A 16850-nucleotide genomic window follows, 5' to 3' on the forward strand; every position below is an offset into this window, starting at 1 on the left:
CACTAATTGATTTAGAAATGAAAATAATTGCCGCCATTTTTCTGGTATTGTACCTGTATGTCCTGGCTTTTGGAATTTTTATGACAGATTTGTTTAGAATTCCTGCTCCATTGATTTTTTGTGTCCCTTTGGTATTTTTTTTTAAAGAGAAAGATAATACAGAGTTCATCTATTGGAAAATCTTATTGCTGCTTGCATCAGCTGGTTTCCTTTATTACGTAGTTGGCTTATCAGTTCTTAACGGTTTTGCTGCTAATATCATTTGTATAATAGTTTGCGCATTGTTCTTTAATCATTTTGTAGGAATAAGCAAGGAGCGTTTTAATTATGTTGTAGCGGTATTTTTTGGTTTACTAACCGTATCATGTATTGTTCTGGTATTTGATCATTTTTATGAGATCAGTAAATGGAGGGCAATGCTCATGGGAGAAAGAGTAATGCAAAGTCCCTCAGGTATTGCTATTTATCAGTTTAATTTTGGTTATCAGGTAGCGGCATTGACCCCATTTGCATTTATTTATACCTGTGTATTTAATAAATCTTTGCTGGTAAAAGGACTTGTACTTGCTGTGTGTCTTGGATTCTTGTTCTTATGTATGCAACGTTCTGCATTTGTGGCCTTTATTTTTTGCGTAGTTCTGTTTATGCTGCTTTATTACAGAGGTAGGGCAGTCATCTCCCTTACCCTGATGGTACTCGTTTGTGCAGGAGTTTATAATTATGTTCTTAAAGATAATCTGGATAATGTAGAGAACATTATTACAAAGAATGTCCATAATGACGCTGCATATAACAGGGGGGGGCTGGTAGAAGAAAACTTAAGGATTTATATTGACTATCCTTTCGGATTGATTTTTTATGGCAAAAACTGGGGTGACGTCATTTACAGAGACTATGTGTTCTCTTCAGGAATAACTTCTCATAATGCCTATCTAATGTTTTTTACTTATCTCGGCCCTTTTTTAGGACTAGGGTTACTAGTTGGGATTTATTATAAAGTAAGCGCTATCTGTATCCATGTTATGGAGTTCATAAGAATGAAGGAAAATGCAATGTTGGTTTGTTTGTGTTTTTCATTTATAGGAGTGTCAATTAATGCTTTGTCACATAATCCCTGGTTGATCGGAGCTGATGGTCCAACTATTTTTTTGTATTTCGGGATACTTCATCTGTATTGGCAGCAAAAATATCAGGCTGCAGACTTGATGGTACCTGAACAATCTCATGCATATGCTTAAACTAAAAATTGTGCACATTATTGGTAACCTGGGGTTAGGTGGTGCAGAACGTTTTGTAATAGATCTTTGCAATGAAATAGCGAAAAATGAATGCTATGAATTGTGTATTGTTTCTTTATGTGAGAATCAGGATAAGAATTCTTTTGTGAAGGATATTGCTCCAAATGTTAACTATTTGTCTTTTAATAAGAAAAAGGGTTTTAGTTTGGCAGTTCTTATAAAGCTCACCAATTGGTTGAAGATGTATCGCCCGAATGTCGTGCACAGTCATTTAAACAGTTCGGAGTACTTAACGTTATATCGGCTCTTTAATAATCAAACTGTTTTTTACCACACGATTCATAATGTCGCGGAGGTGGAATGTACTGGTTATTTTCTAAAAAACTTCAGGAGATTATATTATTGGATGAACAGGGTAATTCCTGTGACGATATCTACGAATGCAAGCAGGACTTACAAAGAATATTATAACCTCAGTAATGATGTGCTGATCGAAAACGGAAGACCTCCTTTGAAAATAACAGAGGCTTATCAGGATATCTTTCATCAGTACAAGTCTACAGATAACGAGTTTCTATTGGTTCATGTTGGACGGATCTCAGCAGAGAAGAACCAACTGATGTTGATCCGTGCTGTACAAGCATTTAACGCCAAAGAAGATAAAAAATGCAGACTACTGATCATTGGTGAAGTACATGATGAAAAATTATTCGGGCATTTAAAAGTTCAGGCGGATGGAGATGACCTTATCGAGTTTCTCGGCGGCAGGAGTAATGTCGCAGATTACCTCAGTATAGCAGATGGGTTTTGTTTGCCAAGTATTTTTGAAGGTATGCCAATTACCATTATCGAAAGTTTGTCTTTGGGATGCATTCCTATATGTACACCTATTGGAGCTCTAACACTAATGATTGAAGATGGGGTGACAGGGTTTTTAAGTGAAAATCTTGGTGTGGGAAGTTATTGTGACGCGATTAAAAGAGCCGTTTATAGTCCGGATAGAAAAATAATAAGACAAAATGCCATCGCTGATTTTCAAAATAAATACCATATAGAGATTTCAGCAAAGAGACATTTGAAAACTTATATAAGCATGTTTAAGCATGCAGAAAGTAAAGAAGATGCTGCTATGTTATTGTTGTACCCGTCAAAATTTAAAAGAAATGATAAAGTTTACTAAAGACGAACTACAGATTGTAAAAAGGCTGGAAATTTTGAAAAATGAGGCGGGTTCACACTCTCCAAGTATTATCACATTCAGACAGAAACTGCCTGAGGTGGAGATTAAAGTAGATGCCTGTTTTCTTTCTAATCCGTATGCTACTGATCTGTTTCTGGAGTATTTTGATGACGAGATTTTGAAGAGCGGTAAAATCAGGGATCTTTTGGAATGCTACCCATCTCAAAATGGTGTAATAGCTGAGATTCTTGCTGAATTTCTCCAGATCAATGCAAAAAATATTTTTATAGGAAATGGTGCCATTGAAATCATTCAGGCCGTAATACATAATTTTACCCGTCGAAAAATTATGATCAATATTCCTACTTTTTCTTCTTACTATGAATACGTAAAAGCGGGGGTTGAGATAGTTTACAATGAACTCTCTAAGGATAACGATTATGGTCTTGATGTAGACAGTTATATAGAACTGGTTAAATTTCACCGTCCCGATACGATTGTATTAATTAACCCAAATAATCCGAATGGCGCCTATACTAGGATCAAAGATGTGCAACGAATACTGGATGAGCTTTCTTTTGTAGATAATGTGATCATTGATGAGAGTTTTATTCATTTTGCTTATGAAACGGAAAACTATCAATTGGTTTCTTTGGCTCATTTGGTAGAAAAATATCCAAATCTGATTGTCCTTAAAAGTATGTCTAAAGACTTTGGAATTGCAGGAATAAGGGCGGGTTATGGTATTATGAAAGAGTCTTATGTGAAATCTCTGTTAGACAGTGGGTACTTGTGGAACTCGAACGGCTTTGCAGAGTATTTTTTCAGACTATATACTCAGAAGGATTTTGCTGTAAAGTATGATAAAGTAAGAATTAAATATATTGTTGAAACACTTGAATTCATTCAGGAACTAAAACAGTTGCCGGGAATAAAGGTATATCCAAGTATGGCTAATTTTGTGTTAATAGAATTGATGGATGGAATTAAGTCTACTGATTTTGTATCTAAATTATTAATTACCTACGGCATTTACATCAGAACCTGTGATGACAAAATAGGGTTAAAAGGGCAATTCATCCGGCTGGCATCCCGATCAAAAGTGGAGAATGATTATATCATTCAAAGTGTAAAGGCTTGTATTGAAATGAATGTAGTTTTGGATCTGGTCAATGAAACAACGGGCTAAAATCATTTTATTCTCAGTATTCGGCCTCTATTTTAAAAGGAAGTTTAGAAAGCTGATCAAAGGTGTGTCAAAATGCTCCAGGATTTATCTGGTTGATATTGATAATACCCTTGCTCATACCTGGCCCTCATTGAAAGATTATGTCTACCGTGGCGAAAACCATAGGTATCGCTCACTTTCTATATTTCTGGGTATGCGAAAATTTATCATTGAAAAAATCAGAAATGATGAAAAGATAATTTTTATTTCGGCCAGAAGCTATTTTAATTTTCGTACTACACGTGACTGGTTAAAAAGTAACGGTCTGCCAGGAGATCAAGTGATTCTTGTGGCAAATCCTGATGATAAATTAGAGTACATCAGTGAATTACTTTATCGAGGTATCAATGTGGTTTACATAGACGATTTAAGTCACAGCCATGAGTATGGGTCTGTCAAGTTATATGGAGAGCTTATTTTGGATGTCAAGGAATTACCAATAGAGTATTTGGGAATTGATGAAATAGAATTAATTAACTCAACTTATGAAGGAAATAACAAAAGTACTTAAAAGATTAGCGCGTGTTTTTAGAATTGTTGTGACGGTGAAGTGGCTTAAATTATGGGGTAATTATGATTCAAATGCTACTATAATACTTTGGATTCCAGGTGGATCATTAAAGTATTTTGGATCGGACGCCTTTATATGGGATATGGCCACTTTAGCTGGCCTGTTGGAAGAGGGTAAAAAATTTAAAGTAGTATATGGGAAATCGATTGGGAAATATCACGATAAGAAGATTTTCTTTTCAATAAGCAATTACTATAATGTTTATGGGTTTGATGACTATACAGATATTCTGCAGCATGTGACAAAACAACTAGAATTTCAGGGTAATTCAGTTTTTCCAAAACACAGTGAGACGATTTTCTGGGAGAATAAATCATATATGCATGGTGTTTTTAATGATGTAAAAGTAAACGAACCGAAAACAACGATTTTTAATGATTTTGAAGCGCTTTTGAATACAAGAATTAGCTTTCCTTTTTTAATTAAAGCGGAGCACTCGTGTTCTTCAGAAGGCCTGTATAAAATTTCTTCCTGGTCTGATCTTGCTGATCTGATTTCTAATAAGAAATTCGTGAGAGAAAATAAAAATATCATTGTACAGGAGTTGATCAACATGCGAAAGGACTTAAGGGTAATTTTGGTTAAAGATGATATTGTACTCCATTATTGGCGGATAAACCAGTCGGAAGAGTGGAAACCTACCTCGACAAGCTACGGAAGTAAAGTTGATTTTGATTTCTTCCCTGAACAATGGAGACAGCACATTATTCAAACATTTAGGTCTTTGAAATTAACGACAGGTGCTTTTGATATTACCTGGCAGAATGATGACCTGAATACAGAGCCGATTTACTTGGAAGTAAGTCCTTTTTATCAGCCAAATCCAAAGATGAACATCAAAAAGAAGGCGTATGCATTTTATAAACAACATTTTAGTTTGTTCAACTCCTGGGATGCGAAATATGTGGATGTTGTTTTTAAGATCAAACAAAAACAGGTTAAAGCATATCTGCAAGACTTGATAACAGTGTAAAACTATGAAATCCGGTAAACGAGTGATTTTGATGACGCCATCTATGAGTAAAGGTGGTGCGGAAACTCAGCTTCTTAAAGTTGCGCTTTTCTTAAGGGATAACGGCCATAAAGTATTGATTATTTCTCTTAAGCCCATTGATGAATTTAATGGCGTGCTTGAGGAATCAGGTGTGAGTCTTGTTTTTCTGAGAAAATGGAGTAGGAATCCATTCTCAAACTTGAGAATGTTGTGGGATGCTGTTAATATATTTCGGCCAGATGTTGTTGTCGCTTTTATGTTTATAGCCATCATATTCGCCCGTCTTCTTAAATTGGGGGTTAAGTTTCGACTTATTTCTACGATAAGAATATCTGTAATTCCTAAAAAATGGTATTTGCTTTTCAAAGCTACCTCGGGACTTGATGATGCAGTGGTTTATAATTCTGTAGCCTCCAAAAATAATTTTGAGTTTAAGAATTTTGGATTAAAAAATGGGTTGGTGATTAATAATGGTATTTCTATTCCTATGAGTTCGACTGAAATAAGAGAAAAAGAGAGTTCGTTTACATGGCTATGTGCTGCGCATTTTAGATGGAATAAAGATTATCTGACTCTTTTTAAAGCTGTCGCTCTGATTAAAGAAAGAAAGTTCAGATTAGACATCATAGGTGAATTAAATAATGAAACATGGCCTTATGAAGTTATAAAAGAAATGGGGATCCATGAACATGTTCGTATTCTGGGCTTTAAGCCGAATGCTTCTTATTATTTGGAGCGATCAGATGCATTTGTTCTTTCCTCTTTTTCTGAAGGAATGCCTAATGCAATTCTTGAGGCAATGGCTTATGGAAGGCCGGTAGTAGTGACCGATATTGATGGTAACCGAGAATTGGTACAACAAGCTGGCTGCGGCTTTCTATGTGAGCCACAGAATGAGTACTCAATGGCGGCAAACATGTTAAAGATAATGGATATGCAGAATGTTGAGAGAGATGAATTGGGCTCGAGTGGTAAAATGCATATAGAAAAGAGTTTTGGAGAAGAGAAGGTGATGAATGAATGGATGCAATTGATTGAGCAGCTTACCAGTTAAAAATCAGAAACTATGTGTGGAATATTTGGAGCAATTAATTATAATGTAACGTTACCTGATGAACGCATTTTTGAAGGTTTGTGGCATCGTGGGCCAGATCAGCAAGGACAAATAAATATAAGTAATGTAAAACTTTATCATACGAGGCTAGCTATTCAGGATTTGAGTATTTCCGGACAGCAGCCGATGGAATATAACGGATTGGTTATTGTATTCAATGGCGAGATTTACAACCATATGGATCTGCGTATCAAGTATGGGCTAAAAGCAAGCTCTAAGTCGGACACATTAACTATTTTGATGATGTTTGAATTAATGGGCATGAAGATGCTCAATGAGTTTGACGGAATGTTTGCTTTTGCAATTTATGATACACACAACAGGAGAGTATATCTTGCAAGGGACAGAGCCGGTAAAAAGCCTTTGTATATTTATGGCAAAGGAGGATCTTATGTGTTTTCTTCGGAACTCAATACATTATACCAAGTGGTTCGTCCAGAAGTAGATTATGCTTCGCTTTCCGACTATTTGTATCTGGGCCACCACTACCGTAAATCTACTCCCTATTTGTTTGTTGAGGAGCTGGAGAATGGCCATTTTTTGAAAATTGACACACTTACGGGGGTAGTTGAAAAAACCACCTGGTTTAGAATGGAAGATCATTATATGGCAGAAAAAGAACTGGGATATGAAGACTCAATTGCATGTCTGGATGAACTATTGCTAACGTCGGTGAAGCGCAGAATTGATAGTAGCGATCTGGACGTAGGATCTTTTTTAAGCGGGGGTATTGATAGTGGATTAGTAACAGCAATGGGAGCACAGTCCTCTCCGAAGCTTAAAACATTTACCGTAAAAATGGAAGGTGCTTTTGATGAATCTGCATTGGCACAGAAAGTAGCAGATAAATACAATACAGATCATACAGTCGTCGAGATAAATTTTTCAAATCTTAAAGATGATGTAGAGAAAATACTTATTAATCATGGAGAGCCAAACTCAGACAATTCTGCGATTCCAAGTTATTATGTAGCAAAAGAAGCAAAGAAGCACATTACAGTTGTATTAAATGGGGATGGTGCTGACGAACTTTTTGGCGGTTACAGACGATATGTGCCTTTTAAAAGTATCGATTTTTTTAATACAGGGCACTTTACAAAAATCGGCTCAAAAATACTCACGGGAATTTTGCCGGTAGCCCATAAAAAGCAAAGTAATTACACATACATATACCGGCTGCTGAAGTTTGCAGGCTATTCAGATATTGTTAAGATGTACTGTTCAGCTTCATCAGATCTATTTGTTGGTTATGAAGATCAGTTTTTGGTGAAGCCTTTAATGAAAGGTATTACAGAAGATATCAATAGGCTTAACTCTTATCCTATTTCATCTTTGAAGAAGATGCTGCTGATGGACTTTGAATCTATGCTATTCGGACGATTACTTCCAAAAATGGACATTGCTACTATGGCTCATTCACTTGAGGGACGTAGCCCATTTCTTTCTAAAGAAGTATTGGAATTTGCACCAGGACTTGCTGATGATTTCAAAATAAAAGGCATACGAACTAAGGCAATTTTGAGAGATCTCGCGAAAAAATACCTGCCTGGAGAATTGATCACTCAGCCTAAAAGAGGATTTGAAATTCCTTTGAGCAAATGGGTAGACGGCGAGCTTAAAGAAATTATGGATGTCTATCTTCTTGCTTCTGACGCTTTATATCCGGGCATAATCAAGAGGAAATTTATTGAAGACCTGATAGCGAATAAGGTCAGAATATCTGCAGAAAAAAGAGCCAAGATACTGTTTTGCATTTTTGGCCTTGAAGTTTGGTATAAGAATTTATAGCCTCGTCTTTCTTATCTGATTTAACACTTTAAACTTATATATTATGAAAGTATTGGTTACTGGTACAGCCGGTTTTATTGGTTTTCATTTGGCAAAATATCTGCTTGAAAGAGGAGATGAAGTGATAGGCGTCGATTGTATAAATGACTATTATGATGTTAATTTGAAGTATCGAAGGCTTGCTGAAACAGGTATTTCTGAGGATTGTATTCATTATGGGGAAGTTGTACAGAGTACCAGGTATGCCAATTATAAATTTATCAAGCTTGATATAACTGATCACGGTAAGTTAAAAAAGGTGTTTAAAAATTGTCATTTTGATGCAGTTTGTAATCTCGCAGCACAAGCTGGTGTTAGATATAGTCTGACGAATCCTAAAGCTTATCTCGATTCCAATATTATAGGCTTTCTTAACATTCTGGAATGTTGCAGGGTGCATAATATTAAACATTTAGTATATGCAAGTTCATCAAGTGTATATGGATTAAACGAACACATGCCGTTCTCAACTGATCATCATGTGGACCACCCTGTTTCGCTTTATGCTGCATCTAAAAAAAGCAATGAATTAATGGCGCATGCATACAGTCATCTATTTGGTCTGCCTACTACAGGACTGCGTTTTTTTACAGTTTATGGCCCATGGGGTCGGCCAGATATGGCTTTATTTATTTTTACTAAGGGCATTTTGGAAAATAAGCCAATTGAGGTATTTAACGAAGGTAAGATGAAGCGTGATTTTACATATATTGATGATATCGTCGACGGAATTGTTAGGGTTATAGATTCTCCAGCTAAACGTGATTCAAAGTGGAATGCGCTCAAACCAAGGCCTGCAACATCGAATGCGCCATATCGCATTTTTAATATAGGCAGAGGACAGTCCGTTGGGCTTATGGATTTTATCACAGAAATTGAAAAAAATACAGCTAGTATAGCTCAGAAACATTACTTGCCGCTTCAGAGTGGAGATGTGACCGAGACATGGGCTGATATATCAGATATGAGACAGCTTATGAATTACGATCCTAAAGTTTCAGTAGAAGAAGGGGTGAGAAATTTTGTTTCCTGGTACAAGAATTTTTATACAGGTTCAGAAATTCTAGATAAAATGAAGGAATCGGTTCTTGCCTCCTGAAACAGTAAATTCCTTATAAAAACAATACTAAAAAATACTGATATTTAAGAATAAAGCCACGATAATTTTACCAATTGTCATAAGTAATCTAATGTTTATGACGTAAAAATTACAAAAATATGAATGTTGTAACATCATTTTTGAGCCTTTATTTTTAATTTTTAAATAAAACTGTAGCTTTTTTATATTTTCCGTTGAAATTTATCACTGAAAATTTTTTTCTTATTTGTTTCATGAAGATCATCCTTATTTTCTTTGATTAATGTTTTGTAAATTATTGTTAATGTTGAAAAAATACTAGACATAAATGATTAAATAGTTCAGATCAGCTAATCGTAGTTTGTCTGGTTTTGTGTTGGTTCTTTACTGAAAATCAGTATGTTTCCATAATTTTTAGAGTGTATAATGCTTGCTTTTTAAGCGTTACCATTGTATACTTTAAAAAAATAATATGGAAAGAAAAAACAAATTAAAAAATCACTTGCCCATGAGCCTTCTGTTACTTCTGGTTTTATTAACTTTTAGTAAATGTAAAAAAGATTCGGATGTGGCAAAAATTGACAGCTCTTCCAATACAATTGAATCCGAGATTAGTGCAGTCAGTACGTCAGGATCATCGCGTACTCTCTCAGTAACTAAAGCAGTAAAAGATGAAGGATTTTCCTATAAGGTCTATGCTGATTTGGGGACTACAAGTGATACCCAGTCACAGCCTACAGTATCAACTCTTAAAATATTTGAAAATGGAGTAGAAATTGGTCCTGCCCATTCGCTGCATTCGGATATAAGAACTATAGGTAAAGGTCGATTCAGCCATTGGTCTGGCAGTTTATATTTTTCAACGTCGGATAACAGTGATCCAAGAACAAATGGAAGAACCTATACTTATACTATAGACGGTACTTCCAGCGTTGTAAAACCTCCACAAGTTGTTGAGCCTGTTGTACCGGTGGTTCCACCGGCTTCTTCCAGTTCTGCAATTATAGGTTATGCCTCTGTAGGTGGTACTACAACAGGTGGTCTGGGTGGCAATACTATAATTGCTACGACACTTGCGCAACTGAAATCGGCCACTGAATCAAATTCTCCACTGATTATAAAAGTATCAGGAAAAATTACCGGTACTGGCTTTATCAATGTAAAATCTAATAAAACGATATTAGGGCTTAGTGGTTCGAGTGTGGAGGGTGTTGGTCTGATGATTTATGGTACAAGTAATATCATTATTCAGAATATGACCATTAAAAATGTAGTTACTTATTCTAACATCATTATAAAAGAAGGAGCACATCATATTTGGGTTGACCACTGTGATCTTTCTTCTGACAGAAACCATGGTTGGGATTATTATGACGGGTTGTTAGATGTTGGAAAAAGGGCGGATTATGTTTCTTTGTCATGGAATAGGTTGCATGATAGTCACATTCCAATGTTAATCGGTTTTGGCGATCAAAATACCGATGATACTGGCCACCTTCGTACTACTGTTTACAATAATTATTTTTACAATGTTTCAGAACGTCAGCCAAGTACCAGATTTGGTTACATGCATTGCTTTAATAACTACTTATCTAATGGAAGTGGTTATGGAATTGGAGTAACAATGGGAGCGACGGTTCGTACCGATAATAACTACTTTGAAAACCAAGCAGTTCCTATTTACACGGAGTATAATGCTAAGCCCGGCTACGTTAGTGGGGCAAATACAAATATTTACAAAGGTTCTGGAGCAAACAGAATATCAACTTCAGCATCAGATTGGGTACCATCTTACGAGTACAAATCTGTGCTAATTCCTGCAGCTAATGTGCCAGCTGTTATTTCAGCAGGTGCGGGTGCTACACTGAGCATATAATAAGCTTTTTGCAGGATTGACTTTCTGAGCTTCAGTATTAAAGTTGCTGACCAGTCTGGCCTCATATAGACCAGGCTGGTCTTTCCAAATTCGTAACTAAGAATTTCATACTGATGGAAATTAACAGAAAGAAGATCCTGATCTCCTGTGACTCCCCGCGTTCACTACTTGACTTCCGGGGTAAATTAATTGAAGAGTTAATTGTAAATTATGATGTGAGTATTTATACTCCGAAAATAGATCAGTCAAGGATAAGGCATAAATTAGATGAAATGGGTGTTACTGTTTATGAAAATGAACTCAAACCCAGTAATGTGTCTATTTTATCAGATTTAAAATACATTTCGCATCTTCGGAGTTTACTATCGAAACTCCAGCCCGACATATTTTTTCCATATACTTTTAAACCTGTAATCTACGGTGTTATAGTCGCAAAACTTTGTGGTATAAAATGCATTACACCAATGCTGACCGGTTTGGGATATAACTTTTTAGATCTTGATAAAAAGAGGACTGCAGTTCAGAAAATAACAAGGATACTTCTGAAGTTTAGTTTGAAAGCCAGTAGTAATTTGAGGGTGATTTTTCAGAATAAAGACGATTACCATACACTAGTTTCAGCAAAAATCCTTACAACTAAAAATAAGGCCTATGTCGTAAATGGATCTGGAGTTGATCTTTCCCATTATGATTATTCTAAGCCTGATCTGAAGGTGATTAGCTTTTTAATGATTGCCCGTTTGATTAATGCTAAGGGTATTAAAGAGTATTATGAGTCCGCAAAGTTGTTAAAGCAGAAATTTCCAGAAGTTAGGTTTAGATTAATAGGCCCTTACGATGACAATATTGATGCTATCAATGATGAATTGTATTCTAAAATAAAATCAGATGGAACTATAGAGTATTTGGGGTTAGTTCAGGATGTTAGACCTCACATTACGGATTCATCGATTGTAGTATTGCCTTCTTATTATGGCGAGGGCGTGCCAAGGTGCATTTTAGAGGGAATGGCAATGGGCAGGGCGGTAATAACCAGTAATTCAGTTGGCTGCAAAGAGACTATTAACCCGTCGATAAAGGCCATCAACGGCTTTTTGGTTCCAGTTAAAAATGTGAATGAATTAGCCGCCAAAATGGAATATTATGTCAGGCACCTTGACGATATCATCCGATTTGGTGTAAATGGCAGAAAATACGCTGAAGAAAAATTCGATGTGAATAAAGTAAACAGGCAGATGGTCCAGATACTGGAAGGTAACATATAGTATAGCTCAACTTAACGAAAAATATATGTCTTATTGTAGTCACATAGTAAGGAATAAAATAGAGTGGATTCGTTACATCGAAAGAGCGCTTATATACGAAGCCTACCATACCTGGCATTACCATTCTTTAAATACCGAGGGAGAACCACTGCTTTTTGTCTTTGAAATGGCACATGTTTTTATAGCATTGCCGTTGATCAAAAGATGTGTTCCAAATACAAGCTATTTTGATTTAACTTCTGTTTATGGTTATACCGGGCCTGTTTCCAACGTAGATTTTTCACAGCTTGATGCATCAACTATTGCGCATTTTAAGTCAGAATTTATTGACTTTATGAATGAAGAGAAATGTATATGTGTCTTTTCCCGTTTACATCCTTTCCTCAATCAAAATGTCCTTTTAGACTATATCGGAGGTGTACGGGATAACGGAAATACAATTTATATGGATCTCAATCGATCTGTAGGTGAGCAAATCGCAAATTATCACCCTCGATTGGCACGTCAGATCAGACAGTTGAGGAATGCAGGCTATTTGATTAAGGAAGCCTCCAATAAAGAAGAAATAAGAGTATTTACCGACATGTACAATGAGAATATGGATAGGTTAAATGCTTCTTCTAATTATTATTTCACTGAAGAGTATTTCGAAGGGTTGCTTAGTTCTACAGAGTTTTCTGCAAAATTGATTCTTATTTATAAAGGCGATGAGATTACATCCGGTGCAATCATTTTCCTATCACAGCATATCGTAAGGAACCATCTCTCTGCAACTGCAATTGAATATTTGGGAGAATCTCCAAGTAAACTGCTTACTGATGAGATTAGCATTGTCGGCAGGGTAAACAAGTCTGCTTTTTTTCATCTAGGAGGTGGAGTCGGAGGGAAAGAGGACAGTTTATTCAAGTTTAAAAGCTACTTTTCGGATCTGAGAAAAAAAGACAGTATTTGGTGTTATGTAAATAATCCACAGGTGTACAACGAACTTGCTTTTCAAGTTGAAGGCGTCGTTGATTCTACTTCAAGTTTCTTCCCCGCTTATCGAAGAAACAAAGCTAAGGAAGCTGTCAAAGCCGTATAGCTTAGCCCTAAGCAAATTTTAATATTCTTAATAAATTAATTAAGTGATGGAAAATAAATTTGATTACTCTAAATCAGATTTGGTTTTGTTTGACCAAACGATCAATGATTACGGTTGGATAGTTTATGAAAATGCGCTGCCCGTCGATATTATTGACCAAATTAATGATGATTTGGCGCCGGCGTACAGTCTTAGAAGACAGATTCAGGTTGCGAATGGAATCTCAGCAAGCATGGACGGAACACTCCACCATCTTGTAGAATCTGAGAATTTTTCACTTAGATTTCTGGAACAGCAATGTTGCGATGAACAAATGAAGCGTTTCTTAGGAGGAAACTATATTCTCAATTCAATGGGAGCGGTAATTAATGTTAAAAATGCCCAGCCCTACGTTCAGAATGTTCATAGAGACATTAGAAGTTTTACGGGAGATTTAAAATTAATGGTTCAGATGATGGTTCTTCTGGATGATTTCACTTTAGATAACGGTGCTACACATATGCTCTCTAGATCCCACTTAAGAGATGTAAAACCTGACAATACTTATTTTTATGAACATGCGGATCGTCTATTAGCCAAAAAGGGGAGTGTTGTTTTGTTTGATGCCAATCTATGGCATGCTGCGGGTAAAAATAATACAGATTTTCCGAGAAGAACACTTACAATGGCTTTTACCCGGCCATTTTTTAAGCAGCAATTGGATTACCCTCGAATGTTGGGCTATGAGTTCGGAGAGGGCTTAAGTAAAGATTTAAGACAAGTTCTTGGTTACAATTCAAGGGTTCCTGCTGACCTGGAGGAATATTATCAGCCTGTTGAAAGAAGAATGTATCAACCTGGACAAGGATAATAGACATGAAACAAAATTACTCAAGTAAAATGAAGCCACTAGGAGGTTACCTGGAATTGCAATTGGAAAAAGGTCAGGATTATTATCCTTTATTATTAAAGTTAAATACCGGCCGTAACGCATTTGAATATATTTTAAAGGTCAAACGTTATACGTCGATCTACCTGCCTTATTTTACCTGCGAGGTTTTATTAGAACCCTTGAGAAAACTTGGGATTCAATATCAGTTTTATACGATTAACGAAAAAATGGATCCTGTGCTTGATTTTGAAGTTGGGCCAACAGAATGCTTTTTGTATACCAATTATTTTGGGCTCAAACAAGATACTATTTTGCGGCTAAGTAAACAGTTCAAAAATTTGATAGTGGATAACTCTCAGGCCTTTTTTTCGGAGCCTGTTGATGGACTCGACACATTTTACTCATGCAGGAAGTTCTTTGGTGTCCCTGATGGTGCCTATCTCAATACAGATAGTTTGGTAAGGCTAAAGTTGGAAAGAGATTTGTCCTGCGATCGTTTTTCTCATCTTATTAAAAATATAGATGTGGGGATTGAAAATGGTTATCAAGACTATATTGAAAACAATATTGTGCTTTCGAATAATCCTATTAAGAAAATGTCTGCACTTTCCCATCGGATTTTATCTGGGATTGACTACAAAGAGTGTAAGTATCGAAGGAATTCGAATTTTATGTATCTCCATGATTTTTTGGTGAATTATAATGATCACGCATTTGATGCATCATCTGTAAATGGGCCTATGGCTTATCCATTATTAATCTCATCTACTCAGGTTAGAAAGAAATTGTTGGAGAAGAGAATTTATGTAGCTACTTATTGGCCTAATGTATTAGAATGGACGACAAAAAAGATGTACGAAAATTATCTTACTACACATTTGCTTGCACTTCCAATAGATCATCGGTATACGCATGCAGATATGAAACGAATCCTTAATGTCTTAAAGCAATTGTTATGAGTTCAACTGTATTTCTACGGCCACTTGTATTGGAGGATGCAAACGTATCCTGTCATTGGCGTAATAATCCCGAAATCTGGAAATTTACCGGTTTTGTGCCTGATGTGCCGATTACAAAAGATATTGAACAGAAGTGGATTACTGATGTGCTAAAAAAAACGGATCAAAAACGTTTTGCTATTTGTTTAGTCGAAACTGGAAAGTACATTGGTAATGTTCAGCTACTAAAAATTACAAGGAAAAGTGCAGAGTTTCATCTTTTTATAGGTGAATCTGAATATTGGGGTAAGGGAATAGGTAAAGAGGCGACGCGATTGATGATGGATTTTGCCTTTCTCGAATTGGGTTTAGAAAATGTAATTCTTCAGGTAGATAAAGAAAATCTTGCGGCTATAGCCATTTATAGAAAGCATGGATTTGTAGAAGTAAAGATCGAAAATCAGCGCAACGTAATGCGTGTCACAAGGGAAAATTATTTAAATAACCACTCAAATCATTTAGTATGAAACATGTAATTACTTTAACTCAAAAGGACAGATGGATGGGATATGTTAAAAGGTCGGTAAACTTTGATTTTTACCATACCTGGACCTATCATGTCTTACATTCTGCAGAAGGAGATGCATTGTTATTTGTGTACGAGAAAGGATCAGATTTTATTGCTTTCCCATTGTTAAAACGACGAATTCCCTGCTCTGATTTCTTTGATATGAGTTCAGTATATGGATATAGTGGGCCTATATCCAGCCGGGAATTTGCTGCGCTGAGTTTAGAGTTTATCTTAGATTTCAAGAATGCCTTGCTTGAGTTTTTTCAAGAAGAAGGAATTGTATCTGTTTTCTCAAGATTACACCCCTTCTTTAATCAGGAACCACTAATGGAACATTTTGAAGGTGTGGTAGAAAATGGAAAAGTGGTTGCTTTAGATCTTACTATTTCTCTTGATGAACAGAGAAAGCAATATCAGGAAAGGGCGCATAGAAAAATCAAACAATTGAGAAAGCGGGGCTATTATGTCAAAGAGGCAGCGGCTTCAGAAGATATTCAAACTTTTTTATCTATTTATACCTCAAATATGATACGCCTCGGCGCATCAGATTATTATATGTTTAATGAAGAGTATTTTACCCAATTGCTTAAATCTGATGAGTATGATGCGAGGTTGTTATTTGTATATGACGATACTGGGTACCCGATTTGCGGGGCGATTATTGTATTAACTAATCAAATTATACAGGCACATTTGCTGGGCACCCGGAAGGAATATCTTTCAGATTCTCCTGCTAAACTTCTGATTGATGAGATTACCCTTCTAGGACGTGAACTGGGAATGAAATATTACAATCTTGGCGGGGGATTGGGCTTTAAAGAAGATTCTCTATATGATTGGAAAAGGAGTTTTTCTGATTTAACATTTAATTATCAAAGCTGGCGCTTTATTGTTAGTCGGGATAAATACAACGCTATTTTATCCGAAACCGGAATTGATAAGGAATCAAGTATTGATTTCTTTCCTTTATACCGTAGTCAGCCTCAAAAAGTATAAACCCCCTTTTTTTTAATTGCCG

The 16850-nt window shown here is 36.1% G+C and carries 15 protein-coding genes; all 15 read left to right on the forward strand.

The genetic code is table 11. The features are described from left to right. Window positions 1-17: 17 nt before the first annotated feature. The 15 genes from R2Q78_RS11030 (at window position 18) to R2Q78_RS11100 (ending at window position 16828) form a co-directional block, all read left to right on the forward strand. Window positions 18-1238 (forward strand): O-antigen ligase family protein, encoded by a 1221-nt coding sequence (locus R2Q78_RS11030; RefSeq protein WP_316791778.1) that lies wholly within the window; start codon window positions 18-20, stop codon window positions 1236-1238. Then, window positions 1231-2418 carry a glycosyltransferase family 4 protein gene (locus R2Q78_RS11035; RefSeq protein WP_316791781.1) on the forward strand — a complete coding sequence of 396 codons (1188 nt, stop codon included), beginning with the start codon at window positions 1231-1233 and terminating at the stop codon, window positions 2416-2418. The genes R2Q78_RS11030 and R2Q78_RS11035 overlap by 8 nt, the downstream gene beginning before the upstream one ends. After that, window positions 2402-3607: a histidinol-phosphate transaminase gene (locus R2Q78_RS11040; RefSeq protein ID WP_316791783.1), complete on the forward strand. Its 1206-nt coding sequence runs from the start codon at window positions 2402-2404 to the stop codon at window positions 3605-3607. The genes R2Q78_RS11035 and R2Q78_RS11040 overlap by 17 nt, the downstream gene beginning before the upstream one ends. Continuing rightward, window positions 3591-4157, forward strand: a complete 567-nt coding sequence (locus R2Q78_RS11045; protein ID WP_316791786.1) for a hypothetical protein — start codon at window positions 3591-3593, stop codon at window positions 4155-4157. Before R2Q78_RS11040 ends, R2Q78_RS11045 begins: the two co-directional genes overlap by 17 nt. Further along, window positions 4132-5190 carry a hypothetical protein gene (locus R2Q78_RS11050; RefSeq protein ID WP_316791788.1) on the forward strand — a complete coding sequence of 353 codons (1059 nt, stop codon included), beginning with the start codon at window positions 4132-4134 and terminating at the stop codon, window positions 5188-5190. The genes R2Q78_RS11045 and R2Q78_RS11050 overlap by 26 nt, the downstream gene beginning before the upstream one ends. A 4-nt stretch (window positions 5191-5194) precedes the next feature. Then, complete coding sequence (locus R2Q78_RS11055; RefSeq protein WP_316791790.1) at window positions 5195-6265, forward strand: glycosyltransferase; 1071 nt, start codon at window positions 5195-5197, stop codon at window positions 6263-6265. 12 nt (window positions 6266-6277) lie between these two features. After that, window positions 6278-8113, forward strand: coding sequence for an asparagine synthase (glutamine-hydrolyzing) (gene asnB, locus R2Q78_RS11060; RefSeq protein ID WP_316791792.1), 1836 nt, complete (start codon window positions 6278-6280; stop codon window positions 8111-8113). 43 nt (window positions 8114-8156) lie between these two features. Then, window positions 8157-9251 carry an NAD-dependent epimerase gene (locus R2Q78_RS11065; RefSeq protein ID WP_316791795.1) on the forward strand — a complete coding sequence of 365 codons (1095 nt, stop codon included), beginning with the start codon at window positions 8157-8159 and terminating at the stop codon, window positions 9249-9251. A gap of 451 nt (window positions 9252-9702) precedes the next feature. Continuing rightward, window positions 9703-11106 carry a pectate lyase gene (locus R2Q78_RS11070; protein ID WP_316791796.1) on the forward strand — a complete coding sequence of 468 codons (1404 nt, stop codon included), beginning with the start codon at window positions 9703-9705 and terminating at the stop codon, window positions 11104-11106. A gap of 113 nt (window positions 11107-11219) precedes the next feature. After that, window positions 11220-12371 (forward strand): glycosyltransferase family 4 protein, encoded by a 1152-nt coding sequence (locus R2Q78_RS11075; protein WP_316791800.1) that lies wholly within the window; start codon window positions 11220-11222, stop codon window positions 12369-12371. Between the two features lie 25 nt (window positions 12372-12396). Further along, entirely contained in the window at window positions 12397-13452 is a 1056-nt protein-coding gene (locus R2Q78_RS11080) for a GNAT family N-acetyltransferase (protein WP_316791802.1), read from the forward strand. Between the two features lie 46 nt (window positions 13453-13498). After that, window positions 13499-14302: a phytanoyl-CoA dioxygenase family protein gene (locus R2Q78_RS11085; RefSeq protein ID WP_316791804.1), complete on the forward strand. Its 804-nt coding sequence runs from the start codon at window positions 13499-13501 to the stop codon at window positions 14300-14302. A 29-nt stretch (window positions 14303-14331) separates the two neighbouring features. After that, complete coding sequence (locus R2Q78_RS11090) at window positions 14332-15282, forward strand: hypothetical protein (protein ID WP_316791806.1); 951 nt, start codon at window positions 14332-14334, stop codon at window positions 15280-15282. Beyond that, entirely contained in the window at window positions 15279-15788 is a 510-nt protein-coding gene (locus R2Q78_RS11095) for a GNAT family N-acetyltransferase (protein WP_316791808.1), read from the forward strand. Before R2Q78_RS11090 ends, R2Q78_RS11095 begins: the two co-directional genes overlap by 4 nt. Beyond that, on the forward strand, window positions 15785-16828 hold the full coding sequence (locus R2Q78_RS11100) for a GNAT family N-acetyltransferase (protein ID WP_316791810.1): 1044 nt from the start codon (window positions 15785-15787) through the stop codon (window positions 16826-16828). The genes R2Q78_RS11095 and R2Q78_RS11100 overlap by 4 nt, the downstream gene beginning before the upstream one ends. Window positions 16829-16850 lie beyond the last annotated feature (22 nt).

This window comes from Pedobacter frigoris (assembly GCF_032678645.1).
In the GTDB taxonomy this organism is placed as follows: domain Bacteria; phylum Bacteroidota; class Bacteroidia; order Sphingobacteriales; family Sphingobacteriaceae; genus Pedobacter; species Pedobacter frigoris_A.